Source organism: Catenovulum sp. SX2, assembly GCF_052056295.1.
Taxonomy (GTDB): domain Bacteria; phylum Pseudomonadota; class Gammaproteobacteria; order Enterobacterales; family Alteromonadaceae; genus Catenovulum.
Genome location: NZ_CP182493.1, coordinates 1,135,850 through 1,160,614, shown reverse-complemented (window position 1 = coordinate 1,160,614; position 24,765 = coordinate 1,135,850). Strand labels below are relative to the sequence as shown.

Annotated in this window: 16 protein-coding genes and 2 rRNA genes; all 18 read left to right on the top strand. The window is 42.0% G+C overall.

Going from position 1 to position 24,765, the window contains the following annotated elements; translation table 11 throughout:
* The first annotated feature begins 53 nt into the window (after positions 1-53).
* The 18 genes from aceE to ACMZOO_RS04745 all read left to right on the top strand — a co-directional run bounded on the left by aceE (position 54) and on the right by ACMZOO_RS04745 (position 24,627).
* The gene (gene aceE, locus ACMZOO_RS04830; RefSeq protein WP_440905628.1) at positions 54-2,723 is read left to right on the top strand and encodes a pyruvate dehydrogenase (acetyl-transferring), homodimeric type; all 2,670 of its coding nucleotides are present in this window, start codon (positions 54-56) and stop codon (positions 2,721-2,723) included.
* A 21-nt stretch (positions 2,724-2,744) separates the two neighbouring features.
* Entirely contained in the window at positions 2,745-4,658 is a 1,914-nt protein-coding gene (aceF, locus tag ACMZOO_RS04825; RefSeq protein WP_440905627.1) for a pyruvate dehydrogenase complex dihydrolipoyllysine-residue acetyltransferase, read from the top strand.
* A 67-nt stretch (positions 4,659-4,725) separates the two neighbouring features.
* Complete coding sequence (gene lpdA, locus ACMZOO_RS04820; protein WP_016957914.1) at positions 4,726-6,156, top strand: dihydrolipoyl dehydrogenase; 1,431 nt, start codon at positions 4,726-4,728, stop codon at positions 6,154-6,156.
* 154 nt (positions 6,157-6,310) lie between these two features.
* Positions 6,311-8,704, top strand: a complete 2,394-nt coding sequence (locus ACMZOO_RS04815) for a TIM-barrel domain-containing protein (protein ID WP_440905626.1) — start codon at positions 6,311-6,313, stop codon at positions 8,702-8,704.
* A gap of 142 nt (positions 8,705-8,846) precedes the next feature.
* Complete coding sequence (locus ACMZOO_RS04810; RefSeq protein WP_440905625.1) at positions 8,847-10,481, top strand: CTP synthase; 1,635 nt, start codon at positions 8,847-8,849, stop codon at positions 10,479-10,481.
* 57 nt (positions 10,482-10,538) lie between these two features.
* The gene (gene eno, locus ACMZOO_RS04805) at positions 10,539-11,834 is read left to right on the top strand and encodes a phosphopyruvate hydratase (protein WP_016957911.1); all 1,296 of its coding nucleotides are present in this window, start codon (positions 10,539-10,541) and stop codon (positions 11,832-11,834) included.
* Between the two features lie 100 nt (positions 11,835-11,934).
* The gene (locus tag ACMZOO_RS04800; RefSeq protein ID WP_440905624.1) at positions 11,935-12,570 is read left to right on the top strand and encodes a hypothetical protein; all 636 of its coding nucleotides are present in this window, start codon (positions 11,935-11,937) and stop codon (positions 12,568-12,570) included.
* 3 nt (positions 12,571-12,573) lie between these two features.
* Positions 12,574-12,852 carry a cell division protein FtsB gene (gene ftsB, locus ACMZOO_RS04795; protein WP_440905623.1) on the top strand — a complete coding sequence of 93 codons (279 nt, stop codon included), beginning with the start codon at positions 12,574-12,576 and terminating at the stop codon, positions 12,850-12,852.
* Between the two features lie 10 nt (positions 12,853-12,862).
* Positions 12,863-13,561 carry a 2-C-methyl-D-erythritol 4-phosphate cytidylyltransferase gene (gene ispD, locus ACMZOO_RS04790; RefSeq protein WP_440905622.1) on the top strand — a complete coding sequence of 233 codons (699 nt, stop codon included), beginning with the start codon at positions 12,863-12,865 and terminating at the stop codon, positions 13,559-13,561.
* Positions 13,557-14,033, top strand: a complete 477-nt coding sequence (ispF, locus tag ACMZOO_RS04785) for a 2-C-methyl-D-erythritol 2,4-cyclodiphosphate synthase (protein WP_440906282.1) — start codon at positions 13,557-13,559, stop codon at positions 14,031-14,033. Before ispD ends, ispF begins: the two co-directional genes overlap by 5 nt.
* Positions 14,030-15,076 (top strand): tRNA pseudouridine(13) synthase TruD, encoded by a 1,047-nt coding sequence (gene truD / locus ACMZOO_RS04780; protein WP_440905621.1) that lies wholly within the window; start codon positions 14,030-14,032, stop codon positions 15,074-15,076. The genes ispF and truD overlap by 4 nt, the downstream gene beginning before the upstream one ends.
* On the top strand, positions 15,057-15,812 hold the full coding sequence (surE, locus tag ACMZOO_RS04775) for a 5'/3'-nucleotidase SurE (protein ID WP_440905620.1): 756 nt from the start codon (positions 15,057-15,059) through the stop codon (positions 15,810-15,812). Before truD ends, surE begins: the two co-directional genes overlap by 20 nt.
* Positions 15,813-15,845: 33 nt before the next feature.
* Positions 15,846-16,493 carry a protein-L-isoaspartate(D-aspartate) O-methyltransferase gene (locus tag ACMZOO_RS04770; RefSeq protein WP_440905619.1) on the top strand — a complete coding sequence of 216 codons (648 nt, stop codon included), beginning with the start codon at positions 15,846-15,848 and terminating at the stop codon, positions 16,491-16,493.
* A 15-nt stretch (positions 16,494-16,508) separates the two neighbouring features.
* The gene (locus ACMZOO_RS04765; protein ID WP_440905618.1) at positions 16,509-17,453 is read left to right on the top strand and encodes a DUF368 domain-containing protein; all 945 of its coding nucleotides are present in this window, start codon (positions 16,509-16,511) and stop codon (positions 17,451-17,453) included.
* 24 nt (positions 17,454-17,477) lie between these two features.
* Positions 17,478-18,293 carry a peptidoglycan DD-metalloendopeptidase family protein gene (locus ACMZOO_RS04760; protein ID WP_440905617.1) on the top strand — a complete coding sequence of 272 codons (816 nt, stop codon included), beginning with the start codon at positions 17,478-17,480 and terminating at the stop codon, positions 18,291-18,293.
* Between the two features lie 58 nt (positions 18,294-18,351).
* On the top strand, positions 18,352-19,326 hold the full coding sequence (rpoS, locus tag ACMZOO_RS04755; RefSeq protein ID WP_016957901.1) for an RNA polymerase sigma factor RpoS: 975 nt from the start codon (positions 18,352-18,354) through the stop codon (positions 19,324-19,326).
* Positions 19,327-19,918: 592 nt separating this feature from the next.
* A 16S ribosomal RNA gene (locus tag ACMZOO_RS04750) occupies positions 19,919-21,446 on the top strand.
* Positions 21,447-21,748: 302 nt separating this feature from the next.
* A 23S ribosomal RNA gene (locus ACMZOO_RS04745) occupies positions 21,749-24,627 on the top strand.
* Together the 16S and 23S rRNA genes form the textbook arrangement of a ribosomal RNA operon.
* The last annotated feature ends 138 nt before the right edge of the window (positions 24,628-24,765 follow it).

Here is a 24,765-nt window from a genome sequence, read left to right as displayed (position 1 = left end):
GGTATAAACCAAGGGGTTTATCAAAGTTAAGCCTAACGATAAAGGAAAATGATATGTCTGACGTCCTTAATCATGATGTTGATCCGCTTGAAACGGGCGAGTGGTTAGACGCACTGGAGTCTGTACTTAAAGAAGAAGGTCCAGAGCGTGCTCATTACTTGATTGATCAATTAATTGAGACTTCTCGTCGCAATGGCGCTCATTTGCCATTCAATGCGACAACAGCTTACTGCAATACAATTCCTGCTGGCCAAGAGCCTGCGATGCCGGGTGATCCTGCATTGGAAGCGCGTATTCGTGCAGTAATCCGTTGGAATGCAATGATGATGGTTGTTCGTGCATCTAAGAAAGATTTAGAATTGGGTGGTCACATTTCATCATTCCAATCGTCTGCAATGTTGTACGATATCGGTTTTAACCATTTTTTCCGTGCACCAAATGACAAAGACGGTGGTGACTTAGTTTATTTCCAAGGTCATATTTCACCTGGTATTTATGCACGTTCATTTGTTGAAGGTCGTTTATCTGAAGATCAATTAGATAATTTCCGTCAAGAAGCTTTCGCTGATGGTTTATCTTCTTACCCACATCCTAAATTAATGCCTGATTATTGGCAGTTCCCAACAGTTTCTATGGGTTTAGGTCCGATGCAAGCTATCTATATGGCTCGCTTCTTAAAATACTTAACTGACCGTGGGTTAAAAGACTGTTCAGAACAAACTGTTTACTGTTACTTAGGTGATGGTGAAATTGATGAGCCAGAATCATTAGGTGCTATCGGCCTTGCTGCTCGTGAAGAATTAGACAACTTAGTATTTGTGGTTAACTGTAACTTACAGCGTCTTGACGGCCCTGTACGTGGTAACGGCAAAATCATCCAAGAATTAGAAGGCACATTCCGTGGTGCTGGTTGGGATGTCACTAAAGTTGTTTGGGGTCGTTATTGGGATCCACTATTCCAAAAAGACCATAATGGTTTATTACAAAAGTTAATGGACGAAACCGTTGACGGTGAATACCAGAACTTTAAAGCTAAAGGTGGCGCGTTTACGCGTGAGCACTTCTTCGGCAAATACCCAGAATTAAAAGAAATGGTTGCTAACATGTCTGACGAAGACATTTGGCGTTTAAACCGTGGTGGTCACGATCCAGTTAAAGTGTATGCAGCTTATGCAAAAGCAAAAGCAACTAAAGGTCGTCCAAGTGTAATCCTTGCTAAAACTGTAAAAGGTTATGGTATGGGTGAAGCGGCTGAAGGTAAAAACATCGCGCACGGTGTTAAGAAAATGGATCTTGATGCGATTCGTTATATGCGTGATCGTTTTAATGTACCAGTATCAGACGAAGATTTAGAAAAATTACCTTATTATCGCTTCCCAGAAAACAGCCCAGAATATAAATATATGATGGGACGTCGTGAAGCTTTAGGTGGTGTAATGCCGGTACGTCGTGAAAACTCTTCAGTTGAATTAGAGTTACCACAGTTAGACGCATTCAAAGCAACTACCGACGGTTCGAAAGGTCGTGAAATTTCAACAACTATGGCGTTTGTACGTGTATTAACTGCCTTGTTGAAAGATAAGAAAATTGGCAAAAACATAGTGCCAATTATTCCAGATGAAGCGCGTACTTTCGGTATGGAAGGTTTATTCCGCCAAGTGGGTATTTATGCACACGAAGGCCAAAAATATACCCCACAAGATGCTGACCAAGTAGCTTACTACCGTGAAGACAAAAAAGGTCAAGTATTACAAGAAGGTATTAATGAACTAGGTTCAATGGCTTCTTGGGTTTCTGCTGCTACTTCATATTCGCATGCAGACTTACCTATGATCCCATTCTACATCTACTACTCTATGTTCGGTTTCCAACGTGTAGGTGACTTAGTTTGGGCTGCCGGTGATTTACAAGCTCGTGGTTTCTTAATCGGTGGTACTGCTGGTCGTACAACACTTAACGGTGAAGGTTTACAGCACGAAGATGGTCATTCACACCTTCACTTTGGTACTGTACCTAACTGTATTACTTATGACCCAACTTATGGTTATGAAATTGCAGTTATTGTACAAGACGGTATCAAACGTATGTACGGTGACAACGAGAACATTTTCTACTACATCACAGTAATGAACGAAAACTATGTACAGTTACCTATGCCTGAAGGTGTTGAAGAAGGCATCAAAAAAGGTATGTACAAGTTAGAAACTGTTGCGCCGAAGAAAGCTAAAGCATCTGTCAGTTTATTATCTTCAGGTGTTATTTTAGAAAGAGCGCGTGCAGCTGCACAAATTCTTGCTGAAGATTATGGCATCAGTTCAGACGTTTACTCAGCTACTTCATTTAACGAATTAGCACGCGACGGTTTAGATTGTGAGCGTTGGAACATGCTTCACCCTGAAGCAGAAGAACGTGTACCTTATGTGACTGAATTGTTAAAAGATGCACAAGGTCCAGTAATCGCAGTAACTGACTATATGAAACAATACGCTGATCAAATTCGTGGTTTTGTCCCAACAAACTACCGTGTATTAGGTACAGATGGTTTCGGTCGTTCAGATAGCCGTGACAACTTACGTAAGCACTTTGAAGTAAATGAACACTACATCGTAGTTGCTTCATTATATGAGTTGGCTAAACGTGGTGAAGTTGATAAGAAATTAGTTGCTGAAGCAATTGCTAAATTTAATATCGACGCAGACAAGATTAACCCGCTTTACGCATAAGGGCTAACATAGGAAAACGATATGGCAAATATTAAAGACGTATTGGTCCCTGATGTTGGGAGCGATGAAGTAGAAGTTATCGAATTATGTGTTGCTGTTGGCGATACAATCGAAGCTGAAGACGCGCTGATCACGGTTGAAAGTGATAAAGCATCAATGGACGTACCTGCGCCATTTGCAGGTAAAGTTGCGGCTATTAAAGTAGCGGTTGGCGACAAAGTATCTGAAGGGACTTTGATTGTGCAAATCGAACAAGCTGGTGGTGCAGAAGCACCGGCAGCTGAAGCAGCACCTGCACCGGCTCCGGTCGCAGAAGCTGCGCCAGCACCTGCTGCAGCGGCATCTAGCTCTGTTATTGAAGTAACAGTGCCGGACATTGGTGATGCATCTGATGTTGAAATCATCGAATTATTAGTTGCCGAAGGTGACGAGGTTGAAGCAGAAGCTGGTTTAATCACCTTAGAAACTGACAAAGCCACTATGGACGTACCATGCCCACAAGCAGGTAAAGTTCAGTCACTTAAAGTTAAAGTTGGCGACAAGGTATCTCAAGGCTCATTGGTACTAATGCTTGAAGTTGCCGGCGCAACCGCAGCTCCTGTTGCAGAAGCTGCTCCTGCACCAGCGCCTGCGGCAAGTGCTCCAGCAGTTGCTGCAATTAAAGAAGTTTTTGTGCCAGATATTGGTGATGCTGAAAACGTTGATGTAATCGAGTTATTAGTTGCAGTAGGTGATACTGTAGAAGCTGAAGCCGGTTTATTAACCTTAGAAACAGACAAAGCCACTATGGATGTGCCTGCACCATTTGCCGGTACGGTTAAAGAATTAAAAGTTACCGTTGGTGACAAAGTTTCCAAAGGCAGCTTAATTGCGCTAGTTGAAACTCAAAGTGCAGCACCAGCTGCGACACCAGCTCCAGCACCTGCGGCGAGTGCGCCAGCACCAGCTCCTATGCCTGCTGCTGCGCCAAAAGCACCACCTGTTGAAGCCGCTCCAGTGGCAACTAGCGGCACTGTGCATGCTGGTCCTTCTGTTCGTCGTATTGCGCGCGAATTTGGTGTGGATTTAGCTAAAGTTAAAGGTAGTGGCCGTAAAGGACGTATCTTAAAAGAAGACGTACAAAACTGGGTGAAAGCTGAATTGGCTAAACCTCGTAGTGAAGCGGGTGCTTCATCTGCAAATGCAGGTGACTTTAAAGTCATGTCTTCACCAAAAATCGACTTTGCTAAGTTTGGCGAAGTTGAAGTTAAACCTTTATCACGCATACAAAAAATTTCAGGTCCAAGCTTACACCGCAACTGGGTTAACATTCCTCATGTTACTCAATTCGATGAAGCGGATATTACTGAATTAGAAGAATTCCGTAAGAGCGAAAATGCTTACCACGCTAAAGCACAAACGGGTATTAAACATACTCCGTTAGTCTTTATCTTAAAAGCTGTGGCTAAAGCTTTGGTTAAGTTCCCAACGTTTAATTCTTCATTGTCTCATGATGGTGAGTCAATTGTTCTTAAGAAGTACGTTAACATTGGTATTGCAGTAGATACACCAAATGGTTTGGTTGTACCTGTAATCAAAGATGTTGAGCAAAAAGGACTTGAGACTTTATCAAATGAATTAATGGAAATAAGTAAAAAAGCACGTGCTGGTAAGTTAACGGCGGCAGATATGCAAGGTGGATGTTTCACTATTTCTAGCTTAGGCGGAATTGGTGGTACAGCATTTACCCCTATCGTTAACTGGCCTGAAGTGGCTATTTTGGGTGTATCAAAAGCTGATATGAAACCAAAATGGAACGGCAAAGATTTTGAACCAAGATTGATGTGTCCGTTGAGCTTATCTTACGACCACAGAGTAATTGACGGTGCTTTAGGCGCGCGTTTCTCTGTAGAGGTAGCTGCGAACTTATCTGATATTCGACGTTTAGTGCTATAACACTATTCTTGCATCTAACAACAGGGTGGGTTGATAGCTCACCCAGAACAAAATTTCAGAGGACGTTATGAGTAAAGAAATTAAAACTCAAGTTGTCGTATTAGGCTCTGGCCCAGGCGGATACTCAGCGGCTTTCCGTGCAGCCGACTTAGGTTTAGAAGTCACTTTAATTGAACGCTACAATGCTTTAGGTGGCGTATGTTTGAACGTTGGTTGTATTCCGTCAAAAGCTTTATTGCACGTAACTAAACATTTAGTTGATGCGCAAAACATGGCACACGAAGGTGTTACTTTCGCTAAGCCTGAAGTAGACATCGACAAAATGCGCGCGCACAAAGATAAAGTAATAGGTCAGTTATCTGGTGGTGTTGCGGGTATGGCGAAAATGCGTAAAGTTAACGTAGTTAACGGTTACGGCAAATTCACTGGCCCTAACAGCATAGCAGTAGAAGCTGAAGATGGTTCAGTAACTACAGTAAACTTTGATAATGCGATTATCGCTGCTGGTTCTCGTCCAGTTAAATTACCATTTATTCCACACGAAGATCCACGTGTATGGGATTCTACTGACGCATTAGCAATGCCATTTGTTCCTGGCAACATGCTAATTTTAGGTGGTGGTATTATAGGTTTAGAAATGGGTTCAGTTTATAGTGCATTAGGTGCACAAATTGACGTAGTTGAATTCATGGACCAACTTATCCCGGCTGCTGACAAAGACATCATCAAAACTTTCACTAAATCTATCAGCAAAAAGTTCAACAACATTATGTTGGAAACTAAAGTAACTGCGGTAGAAGCGAAAGAAGATGGTATTTACGTAAGCTTTGAAGGTAAAGCTGCTCCTGCTGAGCCAGTTAAATATGACGCAGTATTAGTAGCTGTTGGTCGTGCACCAAACGGTTTATTAATCGATGCAGACAAAGCGGGTGTTACAGTAACGGATCGTGGTTTCATTGAAGTAAACAATCAGCTTAAAACTAACGTGCCACACATTTACGCAATTGGTGACATTGTTGGTCAACCTATGCTTGCGCATAAAGCTGTACACGAAGCGCACGTTGCTGCTGAAGTTATTGCTGGTCAAAAACACGTATTCGACCCTAAAGTTATCCCTTCAATTGCCTATACTGATCCTGAAGTTGCATTTGCTGGTGTGACTGAAAAAGAAGCTAAAGAGAAAGGTATTGCATACGAAACTGCAGTATTCCCTTGGGCTGCTTCTGGCCGTGCAATTGCACAAGGTGCACAAGACGGTTTCACTAAATTAATCTTCGAAAAAGAAACGCATAGATTAATTGGTGGGGGTATCGTAGGTAGCAATGCAGGTGAACTTTTAGGTGAAATCTGTTTAGGTATTGAAATGGGTTGTGATGCTGAAGACATCGCATTAACCATTCATGCTCACCCAACTTTACATGAGTCAGTTGGTTTAGCTGCTGAAGTATATGAAGGTTCAATTACCGACATTCCTAACAAAAAAGCTAAGAAAAAATAATTCAGTGCTTTTACGTTAAGCGCAACTTGATTGGGCTAATGAAAAAACACCTGCTGCGGCAGGTGTTTTTGTTTCTGCACTAATCAACGACTTAACCTAAACTTAACTCTAAGCTTGTTAGCATGCGCACAAAATTTATTTTAGGGTTAGGACAATGAAGGTTTTTAAGTTATTTGTTTATTTGTGTATTTCGCTGCTATCCAGCAGCTTATTTGCATGGGAATACCAACAGCATCAATTAAAACGACAGCAACTGATTATCACTACAGACCAAGGTGACGTGTCTATTCGTTACTTCAATCCATATGTGGTTGAGGTGCAGTATTTGGCAGACATCCATTCGCAAGCATCATATAGCTTGCCCGAAAACCTTAGTGCACAACAAGGGCTGCTAATCAGTGGGCAAAATCAGTTAATCTACAGCTTACAAGACTTAACCGTTGTAGTGCAAAAACAGCCGTTCAATTTGTCGTTTTATTACCAAAATAAATTATTAACTGCCGAAGTGGCAGAGACAAAACCTGATCCCGACAACAAACCCGATAAAAATCCAATAAAAATTGCTTTTCAATTAAGCAAAGATGAAATTCTTGCTGGTGCCGGTGAGCGTGTGTTGAGCATGAATCGGCGTGGCCATCAACTCCCTTTATACAACAGAGCTCATTATGGTTATGGCACTCATTCTGAGCAGATGAATTACAGTATTCCTGGTGTGTTATCCGATCAAGGTTATATGCTGATGTTTGATAACCCAGCTAAAGGCACAATAGATCTGGGGAAAACCAATTCAAATCAGTTGCAGTTTTCCGCTGTATCAGGTCGCGCAAGTTATTATTTGGTTGCAGGGGATAGCCCACAACATATAGTTGAAAATTATGTGCAGTTAACCGGTACTCAACCTATGCCACCGCGTTGGGCTTTAGGTTATTTAGCTTCGCGCTTTGGTTATCATACTGAAGAAGAAGCTCGCACTGTCGTGGAACAATTTGCCCAAGCTGATATTCCACTTGATGGGATTATTTTTGATCTATATTGGTTTGGTAAAGATGTGCAAGGGCACATGGGCAATTTAGTTTGGGATAAACAAGCTTTTCCAAATCCGAAAAACATGATCAGTGATTTTAAACAGCAAGGTGTTAATACAGTTTTAATCACAGAGCCTTTTATTCTAACCAGCTCAAAACAGTGGTCGAGTGCAGTGGCTAATCAAGCTTTAGCAACCTATGCATCGGGGCAAGCTTATACTTATGACTTCTTTTTTGGCAACACTGGCCTTGTTGATATTTTTAATCCTAAAGCTCAAGATTGGTTTTGGCAGTATTATCAACAACAAATGGAATTGGGCGTAGAAGGCTGGTGGGGCGATTTAGGTGAACCTGAAGTGCACCCTGATGACATTATTCATAGTGCTGGAAGGGGCGATCATATCCACAACGCATATGGCCACGTTTGGGCGCAAACTGTTTTTGAAAAACAGCAAGAATATTTTCCTGAAAAACGTCCGTTTATTTTAATGCGTTCAGGTTTTGCCGGCTCACAGCGTTATGGCCTTATTCCGTGGACCGGCGATGTCAGTCGTTCATGGGACGGCTTAAAACCGCAAGTAGAACTTAGCTTACAAATGAGCTTATTTGGTTTAGCTTATACCCATTCAGATTTAGGTGGTTTTGCCGGCGATAATTGGGATGCTGAGATGTATATTCGTTGGTTGCAATATGGTGTCTTCCAACCAATTTATCGACCACACGCCCAAGAAGCGGTTGCACCAGAGCCTATATTCCATGATGAGAAAACTAAACGTATAACCAAACATTTTATTAATCTGCGTTATCGTTTAATGCCATATTTGTACAGCATGGTATTTGCAAATAGCCAACAGGGTACACCACTGATGCGACCTCTTTCATTTGTTGAACCAAACAAGCAACAGGCTTGGTTAACGGCCAATGAATATATGTGGGGGGATAGTTTGTTAGTAGCGCCAATAGTGAATGCAGGCGTAAAAGTTAAAGCCGTTAGTTTGCCAGACGGTACTTGGTACGACTTTTGGGATGACAAAAAAGTGGTTGGTGGGCAAACATATCAAACACCTGTCAATATCGAAACTATTCCGGTATTTGTTAAGGGCGGAAGTTTCATCCCAATGTTAACTGAAGTGAATAATGCCAAACATTATGATAGTAGCAAACTTGAGCTGCATTATTATCTAGCAAACCAAGCCGGTAAATTTAACGCGAGTATGTATGAAGATGATGGTGTCACAGTTGATGCTTATCAAAAGCAGCAATATGAGCAAATGGATTTTACCGCCAAAGAATCTGAAGCTAATATACAAATTAACATTAAACGCCATATCGGCAAAAAATACAGCAATGAAGCTGGAGCTCGCACTATTCAGTTGATGTTACATGGTTTAGAGCAAGTAACAGCTGTTGAGGTTAATTCCACTGCTGACAGCAATTATCAATTTAATCCAGACAGCAAAATTTTGTTAATTGAGTTAAAGCAAAATCAACAAGATCTACACATAAATATTAATAGGCGATAAATATTCAACATCTGAACTGTGGGTATTGCGAAATAATATCACTATATACCCACAGTAAGTTTGTTTTGTTTGTTATCTCTCTGCTATACTTCGCTCCCGTCTGTATTGTCTATAATTCTTTCGTTTCAAATTCAGGTTCCACATGACAACTAGATATATTTTTGTAACTGGCGGGGTGGTTTCATCACTCGGTAAAGGTATTGCTGCGGCATCGTTAGCGGCGATTCTTGAAGCGCGTGGCTTAAAAGTCACCATCATGAAATTAGACCCATATATTAACGTTGACCCAGGAACCATGAGTCCTATTCAGCATGGTGAAGTTTTTGTAACCGAAGACGGTGCTGAAACTGACTTAGATTTGGGTCACTACGAAAGATTTATTCGTACCAAAATGACTAAGGGTAACAACTTTACTCAAGGTCGCGTCTATCAAGACGTAATTGCGCGTGAGCGTAAAGGTGAATATTTAGGTGCAACCATTCAGGTTATTCCACATATCACTAACGAAATTAAACGTCGTGTAGTAGATGGTGCTAAAGGTGCTGATATCGCTTTAGTTGAAATTGGCGGCACAGTGGGTGATATCGAATCACAACCTTTCTTAGAGGCTATTCGCCAACTAGGCACTGAAATTGGCCGTGAACATGCTATGTTCATGCACTTAACTTTAGTGCCTTACATGAAAGCATCAGGTGAAGTTAAAACTAAACCAACTCAGCACTCAGTAAAAGAGTTGCGCTCAATTGGTATTCAACCTGATATTTTGATTTGTCGTTCGGAAAATGCCATTCCAGCAAACGAGCGTAAAAAGATTTCATTATTTACCAATGTAGAAGAAAAAGCGGTTATCTCGTTAAAAGATGTAGATAGTATTTATCGCATTCCTGCATTGTTAAAATCGCAAGGTTTAGATGAGCACATTACTCGCCGTTTCCATATTGACTGCCCAGAAGCAGATTTAACTGAGTGGGAACAAGTATTGTACGAAGAGTCAAACCCTATGGGTGAAGTGACTATCGGCATGGTGGGTAAATATGTTGAGTTGGCTGATGCGTATAAATCAGTAAACGAAGCATTAAAACACGCAGGTTTGAAAAACCGTTTAACGGTCAATATCGAATATATAGATTCACAAGACTTAGAATCTAAAGGTATTGAAAAACTTAAATCATTAGACGCTATCCTAGTGCCAGGTGGTTTTGGTGAGCGTGGTACTAACGGTAAAATGTTGGCTGCTCAATATGCGCGTGAAAACAATATTCCTTATTTAGGCATTTGTTTAGGCATGCAAATGGCATTAATTGAGTTTGCGCGTAACGTAGCAAATTTAGAAGCTGCGAATAGCACAGAGTTTGACTCTGAAACGCCGCACCCAGTAGTTGGTTTAATCACTGAGTGGTTAAATTCTGAAGGTGATGTAGAAACGCGTAATCAAACATCTGATTTAGGCGGCACTATGCGTTTAGGCAGCCAATTGTGTCATTTAAAATCAGGTTCAAAAGCGGCAGACACTTATGGCTCAACTGAAGTTTATGAGCGTCACCGTCATAGATACGAAGTAAATAACCATTATATTGAACAACTTGAGAAAGCAGGTCTTGTATTCTCAGGTCTTTCAGCAGATCGAAAACTGGTTGAAGTAATTGAATTGCCAAATCATCCTTGGTTTGTTGCTGCTCAATTCCATCCAGAATTTACATCGACACCACGCGATGGCCATCCTTTGTTTAAAGGATTTGTGGCAGCAGCGTATGAGTGTCAAAAGCAAGATAAATAAACAAAATCACACGGCAGGGAAAGTATCCCTGCCAAAGTAATTTAAAGAGGACTAAAAATGGCTACTATTGCAAAAATTATCGGTCGCGAGATTATCGATTCACGTGGTAACCCAACTGTAGAAGCAGACGTATATTTAGAAAGTGGTGCGTTTGGTCGCGCTGCAGCACCATCAGGTGCATCAACTGGTACTCGTGAAGCGTTAGAATTACGTGACGGCGACAAAACACGTTTCTTAGGTAAAGGTGTATTAAAAGCAGTTGCTAATGTAAACGACGTAATCGCGCCAGCGTTAATCGGTAAAGATGCTTTAGACCAAGCAGCAGTAGACGGTTTAATGATTGAATTAGACGGTACTGAAAACAAAGATAAATTAGGCGCAAACGCAATTTTAGCAGTTTCTTTAGCAGTAGCTAAAGCAGCAGCAGCTGAAAAAGGTGTAGCTTTATACGAGCACATCGCTGACTTAAACGGTACTTCTGGTCAGTACAGCATGCCAGTTCCTATGATGAACATCATCAATGGTGGTGAGCACGCAGACAACAATGTTGATATCCAAGAATTTATGGTTCAACCTGTTGGTGCTAAGTCTTTCCGTCAAGCAATCCAAATGGGTGCTGAAATCTTCCACAACTTGAAAAAAGTATTAAACTCAAAAGGCTACAATACTGCAGTTGGTGATGAAGGTGGTTTCGCGCCAGATCTTAAATCAAACGCTGAAGCATTAGCAGTAATAGTTGAAGCGGTTGAATTAGCTGGTTACAAAATGAATGAAGAAGTAACTTTAGCATTAGACTGTGCTGCTTCTGAATTCTACGCTGACGGTAAATACAACTTAAAAGGTGATGGTAAATCATTCACTTCAGAAGAGTTTGCTGATTATTTAGGTGACTTAGTTGCTCAATACCCAATCGTTTCTATCGAAGATGGTTTAGACGAAAGTGACTGGGATGGTTGGAAAGTATTAACTGAAAAATTAGGCTCTAAAGTTCAGTTAGTTGGTGACGATTTATTCGTAACTAACACTAAAATCTTGAAAAAAGGTATCGAGAAAAGCATCGGTAACTCTATCTTAATCAAGTTCAACCAAATCGGTTCTTTAACTGAAACTTTAGAAGCTATCAAGCTTGCTAAAGATGCTGGTTTCACAGCTGTTATCTCTCACCGTTCTGGTGAAACTGAAGATGCAACTATTGCTGACTTAGCTGTAGGTACTGCTGCTGGCCAAATCAAAACTGGTTCAATGAGCCGTTCTGATCGTGTTGCTAAGTACAACCAATTATTACGTATCGAAGAAGTATTAGCTGAAAAAGCTGTATACAACGGTCGGTCTGAAATCAAAGGTCAAGCATAATTGCTGACTCGCTAGTTTTTCTAGCGATAATTTGATAATACTATGGTGTTTTAATTGAAATTCAGTTAAAACACCTTTTTTTTATCTGGAGTATTTGGTTTTGGTAGACTTTTTTGCACAACAACAAGATTTTGCCCAAGACAGCAAACGCTTGCTGGCCTATGCGCAGTTGTGTAATGTGTTCTACGAACGTGAACTAAAACTCTTAGCCGAATTTAATCTTGAACCTTCTCGTTTAAGTAAGCGTTTAGCCGCTTTACCTTTTTATATCAAAAGAGCTGCTGAATCTCTAATGTCGTTGGAAAATCCACTCCAGCTAGATACGCAAAATGGTACTTGGTCAGGCAAACAAAAACGCCGTAATCCCGCTGAAAAAATCACTGCAGACATGACGTTCGAGTGGTTAGATAAATATGCGCAAATTGGTTTGATTTTACCTGTACTAGTTAACGAAAACGGCGTCACTTGGTATAGATTAGATTGTATTGATGCTACATCAGACGGAAAAATTCGTTTAAATGAACACGGTTGGTTTAACCTCAATGGCCAAAGTTTAGATAGTGTTAACTTAAAAATTGTTAAAGCAAATAAAGATACTATGACAGCTGCTTGTTGCGGTCATTCATGGATAGGTGGAGATACTACGTTTCCCCGTACCTTAACCTTGCGCGAACTGTTATTATCTAGCACTATTAACTGGCCTAATTTAAACAAACCGATGAAAATTCCCCATTAGCTTATGAAACTCTTTCGGAATTTACTGATTGTTATTTTTATCTTACTGCAATATCGCTTGTGGTTTGGTGACAATGCATATTCCGAATATCAAAGTTTGAGTGGTAAAGTCAATCAACTTGAAAATGCCAATCAGGAGCTAAGATTACGCAATAAAATTATGTTAGCGGATATCGAAGATTTAAAGTCGGGCATTGAAGCGATAGAAGAAAAAGCGCGTAATGAGTTGGGTTTAATCAAACAAAACGAAGTTTTTTACCGAATAGTTCCCAATAGTGAATAAGCAAAAAATAATGAGCCCGTCGATTGCTGTTGTTATTCCAGCTGCAGGTGTTGGTAAACGCATGCAGTCAAATATCCCCAAACAATATTTACCTTTATGCGGTAAAACTGTCCTTGAACATACAATTGAACGTTTTGCTGGCCTTGCCATTGTTGATAAAATTGTTGTCTCGGTTGGCGTAAACGATGATTACATCCAAACACTAAAAGACAAACTTTCCGATAAAGTAGAACTTGTGATAGGTGGTAAAGAAAGAGCTGACTCTGTTTTGGCTGGTTTACAAGTATTAAATGCCAAACAACATCCTTGGGTTATGGTGCATGATGCTGCGCGTCCTTGTGTATTAACCGCAGACATAGTTAAGTTGTCAGAGCAAGTTATTGCGCAAAAAATTGGTGCTATTTTAGCTTCACCAGTGCGAGATACCATGAAACGCTCAGATAACCAGCAACAAATTCAACATACAGTTGAGCGTGAGTATTTATGGCACGCTTATACACCGCAAATGTTTGCAACTGATTTGTTAACCAATGCCATTGGCCAGAATTTGTCTAACGGACAAGTGATTACGGATGAAGCTTCAGCAATGGAGTTAGCCGGACATCCGGTTAAGCTTGTCGAAAGCTCAGATAGCAATATTAAAATTACCCGCCCGCAAGACTTAAAACTTGCCGCCATTTATTTAGAGAGTCAACAAAATGAAAATTAGAATCGGTCATGGTTTTGATGTACATAAATTTGCCGGCGAAGGGCCAATTGTTTTATGTGGGGTAAAGATCCCTTATGAACAAGGATTTTTAGCACACTCGGATGGTGATGTTGCTTTGCATGCTTTAACTGATGCTATATTAGGTGCACTTGCATTAGGTGATATAGGCAACCATTTTCCAGACACAGCTGCTGAATACGAAAATATCGATAGCCGAATATTATTAAGACATGTTATTGGTTTGATGCAGCAGAAGAACTATCAATTAGGTAATGCAGATATCACTATTATTGCCCAAGCACCAAAAATAGCACCACACTTAGCGCAAATGCGCCAGATAATCGCTGAAGATTTTCACTGTGATATCGAACAAATAAATGTAAAAGCAACCACCACTGAAAAATTAGGTTTTACCGGCCGTAAAGAAGGTATTGCAGTTGAAGCTGTTGTACTGTTAGAGGAAATCGCATGAATTTAGCTTACTTACATGGTGAGCCACAGGCTACAGGTTCAATCCGCAACAACAATGCAGACTTTTATGTAGAAGAAGTGATGCACTTTGAACTAGACGGTCAAGGTGAACACTTATGGTTATGGATTGAAAAAGACGGACAAAATACCCAGTTTATTGCTAAGCAGTTAGCCAAAGTATTTGGTATCGCGGCCAGATTAGTTTCAACATCTGGTATGAAAGACCGTCATGCTGTGACTCGCCAATGGTTTTGTTTACCTTGGCCAATCAAAAAAGACATTCCTGAAATTGAGTTACCTGGCGCCAAGGTATTAGAAATGAAGCGTCATGGTAAAAAACTTAAAATCGGCACGCACAAAATCAACAAGTTTAATATCGCAGTTAAGTTAACGGATTTTGCTCAGCAAGAACTGGTTGAACGTTTAGAAAAAATAAAAGCATTAGGTGTAGCTAATTATTTCGGCGAACAAAGATTTGGTAAATATGGTGATAACGTTGAACAAGCTGTCAAAATGTTCAGCGGTGAATTAACCGTGCGTGACAAAAAACTTAAAGGCTTGTTTATTTCAGCAGCCCGTTCAGAGTTATTTAACCAAATTCTTAATTACCGAATTGAAAAAGACTTATTCAAGCCATTAGACGGTGATGCCTTTGTGTTAAAAGGTAGCCACTCATTTTTTGTTGAAGCACAGGTACAAGCAGAAACCATTGAACGTTTTAACCAAGGTGATGTATTGTTAAGTGGTGCTATGTTTGGCGCTGGTGAAGCTATTGTCCAAGGGCAAGTGGCTGAGATAGAGCAAAGCGTGTTACAGCAATATCCAGAAATAGTGCAAGGTTTAACCGTTGAAGGGCTAAAACAAGATAGACGCGCCTTACAATTACCTGTTGATGAATTTAGTTGGCAGTTTGAATCAAAGCAGCAAGATAGTTATTTAACGTTATCTTTTGTCTTGCCAGCAGGCTGTTTTGCAACCTCGGTATTGCGTGAAATTTTAAACTATACAGATGCGAGTAAAAACCATGCGCATACTGCTGAGTAATGATGATGGTGTGTTTGCCCAAGGTTTAGCTGCTTTGTATCAGGCATTGTCTGTAGAGCATCAAGTGACTGTCATCGCACCAGATAGAAACTGCAGCGGTGCCAGCAATAGCCTAACTTTAACTAATCCGCTGCGTGTGACTAAACATGACAACGGCTTTTATTCAGTTAACGGTACACCAACAGATTGTGTGCATATAGGTATTAATCAACTGTGTCAGGTAAAACCTGATATTGTGGTGTCAGGTATTAACCATGGCGCTAATTTAGGTGACGACGTTATCTATTCAGGTACTGTGGCTGCTGCAACAGAAGGGCGGCACATGGGCTTACCCGCAGTTGCTGTTTCGTTGGCCGATTACAATAGTCAGGACTTTTCGGTTGCTGCAAGTGTCGCGGCGACTATTATTGGTCAGCTGGCGAAACACCCATTGCCAAACGATCAAATTCTCAATGTTAATGTGCCGCCGGTCACCAAGCAGCAAATAAAAGGCATTAAAACTACACGTTGTGGTAAACGCCATCAAGCGGAAACTATGGTGAAAACCTTTGACCCGCATGGTCGAGAAATATATTGGTATGGACCTGTAGGTGAAGTTAAAGACAATACTGCTGATACAGATTTTGCTGCAATTGAACAAAATTTCGTTTCAGTCACACCATTAACGGTTGATATGACAGCATATAAAACAATAAACGAGCTAGAGAACTGGCTTGCACAAATAGAAATTTGTTAGAATCTTTTTAATCTTAAAGTAGTGTTTAAAATCATGTCGGTAAGTTTAAATTTAGCCCGTAGCGGCGAGCGTCTTGCTCAACTATTGGTACAAGAAGGAATTAAAGATCAAAGAGTGTTGCAGGCAATCGCTCGAGTGCCTCGTCACGCTTTTGTTCAGCCAGCCTTAATTCATAAAGCATACGAAAATACCGCTTTACCTATTGGTAAAGGACAGACTATTTCACAGCCGGCTATTGTTGCGCGTATGACAGAAATTATTTTGTCGGCAAACATTCCGGTTAATAACGTATTGGAAATTGGCACTGGTTGCGGTTATCAAACTGCGGTGCTAGCTCAATTAGTTGATAAAGTATTTTCGGTAGAGCGCATTGCGTCACTGCAGTTTCAAGCTCGACGTTTAATGCGCCAATTAGACTTACACAATATCAGTTTAAAACATGGTGATGGTTGGAAAGGTTGGTCGAGTAAAGCGCCTTTTGATGCCATTATCGTAACGGCTGCTGCCGCTTCAATGCCACAAAAGCTCAAAGAGCAATTGAAAGTGGGTGGCATTATGGTTATCCCTATTGGTATAGAAGAGCAGAGATTAAAACTTGTTACTCGTACTGAAGAAGGTTTTGAAATTAAAGATATCGCGAACGTTAAATTTGTCCCCCTAGTTGCCGGCGATATTGAATAAAATAAAGGAATAAATATGAGCGCTCAGCCTCAGCGAAGTAAAAAAGAGTATGCTTTCTTAACACTTAAAGGCATGGCAATGGGCGCGGCAGATGTAGTGCCTGGCGTGTCTGGTGGCACTATCGCTTTTATTAGTGGCATATACGATGAGCTGATAGGTTCAATTCAAAAAATTGGTCCCCATGCTATCAAATTACTTTTTAGCCAAGGATTTTCTTCAGCTTGGCAATACATCAATGGGTGGTTTTTATTGGCGGTATTTGGCGGAATACTACTGAGCTTAAAAACCTTTGCTGCCTTGATTACGTTAGCGCTCGACTCACAACCTTTATTGGTTTGGGGCTTTTTTTCTGGGTTAATTGCCGCGTCTGTCTATTTGCTGGTGACTAAACTAAAAAATCATCAATGGCAAAATTACCTAAGTATGTTTGTTGGTGCATTGTTCGTGTACTGTGTCTCTGTCTCATCACCCGCACAACTTCCTGATGACAATTGGATTCTGTTTTTAGGTGGCTTTGTTGCTATATGCGCAATGATTCTACCTGGCATATCAGGCAGTTTTATTTTGTTGCTTGTTGGTTTGTATCCAGTATTTTTAAACGCGATTAATACCTTGGATATAATAGCACTCGCCAGTTTCGGAGGCGGATGTATCGCTGGGTTGCTGGTCTTTTCGCGCTTTTTGTCTTGGCTATTAAGCCGCTTTCATGATGTAACCATTGCAATGTTAATTGGCTTTTTAATTGGCTCGCTCAATGTCACTTGGCCTTGGAAGCAGGTGTTGACAACTTACACTAATAGACATGGTGAACAAGTGCCATTAATACAGGAAAATGTTCTCCCTAGTGCTTATTCTATGATTACCAACAACGATAGCCAGCTGATACTTGTAGCAGCTTTTGCATTGTTCGGTTTGAGTTTGGTGGTATTGTTAGAGCGATTCGCGAACAAACTAAAATAGTTATTTGGATGGTTCTTTGCCAATATGTGGTCAACTAGCAAGCTGATATGGATTAAAGTATTGATTACAAGCCTATGTTTAAGTGCTTGTGCTCAACGTACTGGACCTGCTCCAGTTGATTCTGTATATCGTGGTAAAAGTATCTTCGATTTTGAACCTAATAGTTTGCAGCAATCTCAATATACAGTCGTGAAAGGAGATACGCTTTATAGCATAGCATTTAGAGCGGGTGTTGAATTTAAACAACTTGCTCGACAAAATAATATTAAACCGCCTTATTCAATATTTCCTGGTCAAACCTTAGTCCTGAATAAGTCACATAATTCAAAAGGATCTAAAAAACTTAGCCCCTCAAAACAAATTGATATAAGTAAATCTGAAAAAAAGGTTGCAACTGCACCTAAGCAGGAGTACCTTAAATCAGGTAAACAAAATGTTAACAAAGTTAAAAACCCGATAGGGTTTGACCTAGGTAGCTGGCGGTGGCCTGCAAGTGGTAAGATTGTAGCTAGGTTCTCAAATGCAGAACTTGGCAACAAAGGCTTAGAAATTGCAGGTAAGAGGGGAGACCCCATATATGCAGCAAACTCCGGTAAGGTAGTTTATGCAGGAAAGGCACTGCGTGGTTACGGTAACCTGATCATCATCAAACATTCGGATGACTATTTAAGTGCATATGCACATAATCAGGTCAATCGAGTGAAAGAGCAAGATTGGATTACAGTGGGTCAACACATTGCTGATATGGGTGATACTGACACGGATGAAGTCAAATTGCGCTTTGAAGTGCGATTTAGGGGAAGTACCGTGGATCCTGAAAAATTTTTGCCAAAAAAATAGCTTAGGATACTTTAAGGACTGAACTAGTTGCTGTGACTAATAAACCAGGAGATGAAATATGGGCCAGGTAAAAAGCACGAACACCAAACAAGCCGTTGAAGCAAATGTTGATGTGGACGACATCGCACTTGAAGATATTGAAAACTCAAACGATGATAATTCAGCAGAAGAAGTCATCACCTCAGAAGATCTTAATAAAAACCTTGATGCAACACAATTATACTTAGGTGAAATAGGTTTCTCACCTCTATTAACAGCTGAAGAAGAAGTTTATTTTGCGCGCAAAGCTTTGAAAGGCTGTGAAGCCTCTCGCAAAAGAATGATCGAGAGTAACCTACGTTTAGTGGTGAAAATTGCTAGAAGATACAATAACCGTGGATTAGCTTTATTAGATTTAATTGAAGAAGGTAACTTGGGGTTAATTCGTGCTGTTGAAAAGTTTGATCCAGAACGTGGATTCAGATTTTCAACCTATGCGACTTGGTGGATACGTCAAACGATTGAACGTGCGATTATGAACCAAACTCGTACAATTCGATTACCAATCCATGTTGTTAAAGAATTAAACGTTTACTTAAGAACAGCACGTGAGTTAGCTCAAGAACTTGATCATGAACCAACCGCGGAAGAAATTGCCGCTAAATTAGATAAGCCGGTTTCAGAAGTCAGCAAAATGCTGCGCTTGAACGAAAAAATTAGTTCAGTCGACACACCTATGGGTGGTGATTCTGACAAAGGCTTGTTAGATATACTATCCGACGATAGATATGAAGGACCTGAAGAAACCATTCAAGATAATGACATCAAAAGTAACATAGTGCATTGGCTTGAAGAATTAAATCCAAAACAACGTGAAGTATTAGCAAGACGTTTCGGACTATTGGGTTATGAAGCATCTACTTTAGAAGATGTCGGTAAAGAAATTGGATTGACCAGAGAGAGAGTGCGTCAAATCCAAGTAGAAGCATTACGTCGCTTAAAAGATATATTGTCCCATCAGGGACTTTCAATGGAATCATTATTCCAGATGTAATATCTAGGCTAGTAACTAAAAGGCTGCTTTTGCAGCCTTTTTCTTTTTATTCTCAAAAGAAAACCATTTTTCCCGTCATTATCTACAAGTTTTCATTAATTTTAATGTTGCTTTGCATGTATAGCATATAGCTTAGCTAGGCTATCAAGCGTTATAGAGTGGTAAATTATAGACAGTTAAGTACTAAAAATAGCCGTTTCGTACGATATTTAGCCGAACAGTCAAAAAACTTAAATAATTCTAAAAAAAGCGTTGACGCCCATTCTTTTCTCCCTATAATGCGCCACCACAACGCAGCGACGCGGTGAAGTTCAACTCCTCCAAATCCTGCAAGCTTGAATCAAAAACTTGTTTTTAAAACTTATCTAAAAAGCTTAAAAATAAAAGGTTGACAAGCGAAATGAGAAGCGTAGAATGCGCGCCTCACTTAACGAGTTAAACATAAGTTGCTCGCTAAAATGTTCTTTAAAAATTAGTAACCTTATTTATCTGTGTGGGCACTCGCATAGTTTGAATAGACAAAAAATTATTCAATCTATCAGAAGTGACATACTTGTTAATTCAGTAAGATTGAGACAAAGATTAAAACTTTTTTATGAAGAGTTTGATCATGGCTCAGATTGAACGCTGGCGGCAGGCCTAACACATGCAAGTCGAGCGGAAACGAGAATAGCTTGCTATTCGGCGTCGAGCGGCGGACGGGTGAGTAATGCTTGGGGATCTGCCTTGTTGTGGGGGATAACCATTGGAAACGATGGCTAATACCGCATAATACCTACGGGTTAAAGAGGGCTTCGGCTCTTGCGACGAGATGAACCCAAGTGAGATTAGCTAGTTGGTGAGGTAATGGCTCACCAAGGCGACGATCTCTAGCTGGTTTGAGAGGATGATCAGCCACACTGGGACTGAGACACGGCCCAGACTCCTACGGGAGGCAGCAGTGGGGAATATTGCACAATGGGCGCAAGCCTGATGCAGCCATGCCGCGTGTGTGAAGAAGGCCTTCGGGTTGTAAAGCACTTTCAGTTGTGAGGAAAGGGTAGTAGTTAATACCTGCTATCTGTGACGTTAACAACAGAAGAAGCACCGGCTAACTCCGTGCCAGCAGCCGCGGTAATACGGAGGGTGCGAGCGTTAATCGGAATTACTGGGCGTAAAGCGCACGTAGGTGGATAGATAAGCTGGGTGTGAAAAACCGGGGCTCAACCTCGGCCGTGCATTCAGAACTGTCTGTCTAGAGTAAGGGAGAGGGGGGTAGAATTCCAGGTGTAGCGGTGAAATGCGTAGAGATCTGGAGGAATACCGGTGGCGAAGGCGGCCCCCTGGCCCATTACTGACACTGAGGTGCGAAAGCGTGGGTAGCGAACAGGATTAGATACCCTGGTAGTCCACGCCGTAAACGATGTCTACTTGCTGTTTGTGCATTTAATGCGTGAGTAGCGAAGCTAACGCGCTAAGTAGACCGCCTGGGGAGTACGGCCGCAAGGTTAAAACTCAAATGAATTGACGGGGGCCCGCACAAGCGGTGGAGCATGTGGTTTAATTCGATGCAACGCGAAGAACCTTACCATCCCTTGACATCCAGAGAATTTACTAGAGATAGTTTAGTGCCTTCGGGAACTCTGAGACAGGTGCTGCATGGCTGTCGTCAGCTCGTGTTGTGAAATGTTGGGTTAAGTCCCGCAACGAGCGCAACCCTTATCCTTAGTTGCCAGCATTAGGTTGGGGACTCTAAGGAGACTGCCGGTGATAAACCGGAGGAAGGTGGGGACGACGTCAAGTCATCATGGCCCTTACGGGATGGGCTACACACGTGCTACAATGGACAGTACAGAGGGCAGCTAACTTGCGAGAGTACGCGAATCCCTTAAAGCTGTTCGTAGTCCGGATTGGAGTCTGCAACTCGACTCCATGAAGTCGGAATCGCTAGTAATCGCAGATCAGAATGCTGCGGTGAATACGTTCCCGGGCCTTGTACACACCGCCCGTCACACCATGGGAGTGGGCTGCAAAAGAAGTAGGTAGCTTAACATTGGGCGCTTACCACTTTGTGGTTCATGACTGGGGTGAAGTCGTAACAAGGTAGCCCTAGGGGAACCTGGGGCTGGATCACCTCCTTAACGAAGCTATTAAACGTGCTGAGTGTTCACACAGATAAATAACGGTACTAATAATTAAGAACGACGAGAAGTTATCGCTAAGATGCTTACCTAAGTGTATTAGCAATGACTTAACGTCAAATGCTCTTTAACAATCTGAAAAAGTAAAAGCTAAAATTAAATTTTTAAGTTCAATTTTAAATCTGAATCTAACGAGTTTAATCAAGCAAACCAAGTATTCTAATCCAGAATATATCGAAAGATATATTCAAATAAACGAAGCGTTGTTTAATTTTATAATCTGAGAAACATTCGGGTTGTATGGTTAAGTGACTAAGCGTGCACGGTGGATGCCTTGGCAATTGGAGGCGATGAAGGACGTGTTAATCTGCGATAAGCTTGGTCGAGTCGATAAAAGACGCATGAGACCAAGATTTCCGAATGGGGCAACCCACTCTTTATAGAGTATCTTACAGTGAATACATAGCTGTAAGAAGCAAACCCGGAGAACTGAAACATCTAAGTACCCGGAGGAACAGAAATCAACCGAGATTCCGTCAGTAGCGGCGAGCGAAAGCGGAACAGCCGATATCATAGTGTTCAGCAGAACATTCTGGAAAGTTTGACCATAGTAGGTGATAGTCCTGTATGCGAAAAACACTATGATACATATTAAGTAGGTCGGGACACGTGTTATCTTGACTGAATATGGGGGGACCATCCTCCAAGGCTAAATACTCCCAATTGACCGATAGTGAACCAGTACCGTGAGGGAAAGGCGAAAAGAACCCCTGTAAGGGGAGTGAAATAGAACCTGAAACCGTGTACGTACAAGCAGTGGGAGCAGACTTGTTCTGTGACTGCGTACCTTTTGTATAATGGGTCAGCGACTTATATTCAGTAGCAAGGTTAACCTTTTAGGGGAGCCGTAGCGAAAGCGAGTGTTAACTGCGCGTTCAGTTGCTGGGTATAGACCCGAAACCCGGCGATCTACCCATGGGCAGGTTGAAGGTTGAGTAACATCAACTGGAGGACCGAACTCACTAATGTTGAAAAATTAGGAGATGACCTGTGGGTCGGAGTGAAAGGCTAATCAAGCCGGGAGATAGCTGGTTCTCCCCGAAAGCTATTTAGGTAGCGCCTCGGACGAATACCACTGGGGGTAGAGCACTGTTAAGGCTAGGGGGTCATCCCGACTTACCAACCCTTTGCAAACTCCGAATACCAGTGAGTACTATCCGGGAGACACACGGCGGGTGCTAACGTCCGTCGTGAAGAGGGCAACAACCCAGACCGCCAGCTAAGGTCCCAAATACTAATTAAGTGGGAAACGATGTGGGAAGGCTTAGACAGCTAGGAGGTTGGCTTAGAAGCAGCCACCCTTTAAAGAAAGCGTAATAGCTCACTAGTCGAGTCGGCCTGCGCGGAAGATGTAACGGGGCTAAATTAGTAACCGAAGCTGCGGATTCATACTTTGTATGAGTGGTAGGGGAGCGTTCTGTAAGCTGTTGAAGGTGTGTTGTAAAGCATGCTGGAGGTATCAGAAGTGCGAATGCTGACATGAGTAACGATAAAGCGGGTGAAAAACCCGCTCGCCGAAAGACCAAGGTTTCCTGTCCCATGCTAATCAGGGCAGGGTAAGTCGGCCCCTAAGGCGAGGCAGAGATGCGTAGTCGATGGGAAACAGGTTAATATTCCTGTACTTTTATTAACTGCGATGGAGAGACGGAGAAGGCTAAACTAGCTTGGCGTTGGTTGTCCAAGTGAAAGTATGTAGGCTAAAGTTCTAGGCAAATCCGGAACTTTATTAGGCTGAGATACGAGACGAGCTACTAAGGTAGCGAAGTAGTTGATGCCCGGCTTCCAGGAAAATCTTCTAAGCATCAGGTTAATAAGAACCGTACCCGAAACCGACACAGGTGGTCAGGTAGAGAATACTAAGGCGCTTGAGAGAACCCGGGTGAAGGAACTAGGCAAAATAGTACCGTAACTTCGGGAGAAGGTACGCCACGTTATTGTGAAGGGCTTTACGCCTGGAGCGAGAGGTGGTCGAAGTAACCAGGTGGCTGGAACTGTTTATTAAAAACACAGCACTGTGCAAAATCGAAAGATGACGTATACGGTGTGACACCTGCCCGGTGCCGGAAGGTTAATTGATGGGGTTATCCTTTGGAGAAGCTCTTGATCGAAGCCCCGGTAAACGGCGGCCGTAACTATAACGGTCCTAAGGTAGCGAAATTCCTTGTCGGGTAAGTTCCGACCTGCACGAATGGTGTAATCATGGCCACGCTGTCTCCACCCGGGACTCAGTGAAATTGAACTTGCTGTGAAGATGCAGTGTACCCGCGGCTAGACGGAAAGACCCCGTGAACCTTTACTATAGCTTGGCAGTGAACATTGAACCTACATGTGTAGGATAGGTGGGAGGCTTTGAAGCATGTACGCCAGTATGTGTGGAGCCATCCTTGAAATACCACCCTTGTATGTTTGATGTTCTAACGTTGTCCCATAATCTGGGATGCGGACATTGCCTGGTGGGTAGTTTGACTGGGGCGGTCTCCTCCCAAAGCGTAACGGAGGAGCACGAAGGTTGGCTAAGTACGGTCGGACATCGTACGGTTAGTGCAATGGCATAAGCCAGCTTAACTGCGAGACAGACACGTCGAGCAGGTGCGAAAGCAGGTCATAGTGATCCGGTGGTTCTGAATGGAAGGGCCATCGCTCAACGGATAAAAGGTACTCCGGGGATAACAGGCTGATACCGCCCAAGAGTTCATATCGACGGCGGTGTTTGGCACCTCGATGTCGGCTCATCACATCCTGGGGCTGAAGTCGGTCCCAAGGGTATGGCTGTTCGCCATTTAAAGTGGTACGCGAGCTGGGTTTAGAACGTCGTGAGACAGTTCGGTCCCTATCTGCCGTGGGCGTTTGAGAATTGAGGGGGGCTTCTCCTAGTACGAGAGGACCGGAGTGGACGAACCTCTGGTGTTCCGGTTGTTCTGCCAAGAGCATTGCCGGGTAGCTAAGTTCGGAATCGATAACCGCTGAAAGCATCTAAGCGGGAAGCGAGCCCCGAGATGAGTTGTCACAGACCCTTGAGGTCCTGTAGGGCCCTTGTAGACTACGAGGTTGATAGGTTGGATGTGTAAGTGCTGTGAGGCATTGAGCTAACCAATACTAATTGCCCGTGCGGCTTAACCATACAACGCCAAATGTTTATTGGGTTGCCAAGAATACAAAGAAAGAAGTTGTTTGATTGAATGATTAGATGAACAACAGATTGAAATAGAACTTAAAAATTAAGCTTTTACGAATTCAGATTGATGATTGTTTCAGATAA

Bases quoted from the DNA above. Each gene is read 5' to 3' on its own strand.
- ACMZOO_RS04815 (WP_440905626.1), top strand. From the start codon at position 6,311: ATGAAGGTTTTTAAGTTATTTGTTTATTTGTGTATTTCGCTGCTATCC.
- ACMZOO_RS04810 (WP_440905625.1), top strand. From the start codon at position 8,847: ATGACAACTAGATATATTTTTGTAACTGGCGGGGTGGTTTCATCACTC.
- lpdA (WP_016957914.1), top strand. From the start codon at position 4,726: ATGAGTAAAGAAATTAAAACTCAAGTTGTCGTATTAGGCTCTGGCCCA.
- aceF (WP_440905627.1), top strand. From the start codon at position 2,745: ATGGCAAATATTAAAGACGTATTGGTCCCTGATGTTGGGAGCGATGAA.
- ftsB (WP_440905623.1), top strand. From the start codon at position 12,574: ATGAAACTCTTTCGGAATTTACTGATTGTTATTTTTATCTTACTGCAA.
- eno (WP_016957911.1), top strand. From the start codon at position 10,539: ATGGCTACTATTGCAAAAATTATCGGTCGCGAGATTATCGATTCACGT.
- surE (WP_440905620.1), top strand. From the start codon at position 15,057: ATGCGCATACTGCTGAGTAATGATGATGGTGTGTTTGCCCAAGGTTTA.
- ACMZOO_RS04765 (WP_440905618.1), top strand. From the start codon at position 16,509: ATGAGCGCTCAGCCTCAGCGAAGTAAAAAAGAGTATGCTTTCTTAACA.
- rpoS (WP_016957901.1), top strand. From the start codon at position 18,352: ATGGGCCAGGTAAAAAGCACGAACACCAAACAAGCCGTTGAAGCAAAT.
- ACMZOO_RS04770 (WP_440905619.1), top strand. From the start codon at position 15,846: ATGTCGGTAAGTTTAAATTTAGCCCGTAGCGGCGAGCGTCTTGCTCAA.
- aceE (WP_440905628.1), top strand. From the start codon at position 54: ATGTCTGACGTCCTTAATCATGATGTTGATCCGCTTGAAACGGGCGAG.
- truD (WP_440905621.1), top strand. From the start codon at position 14,030: ATGAATTTAGCTTACTTACATGGTGAGCCACAGGCTACAGGTTCAATC.
- ACMZOO_RS04760 (WP_440905617.1), top strand. From the start codon at position 17,478: ATGTGGTCAACTAGCAAGCTGATATGGATTAAAGTATTGATTACAAGC.
- ispD (WP_440905622.1), top strand. From the start codon at position 12,863: ATGAGCCCGTCGATTGCTGTTGTTATTCCAGCTGCAGGTGTTGGTAAA.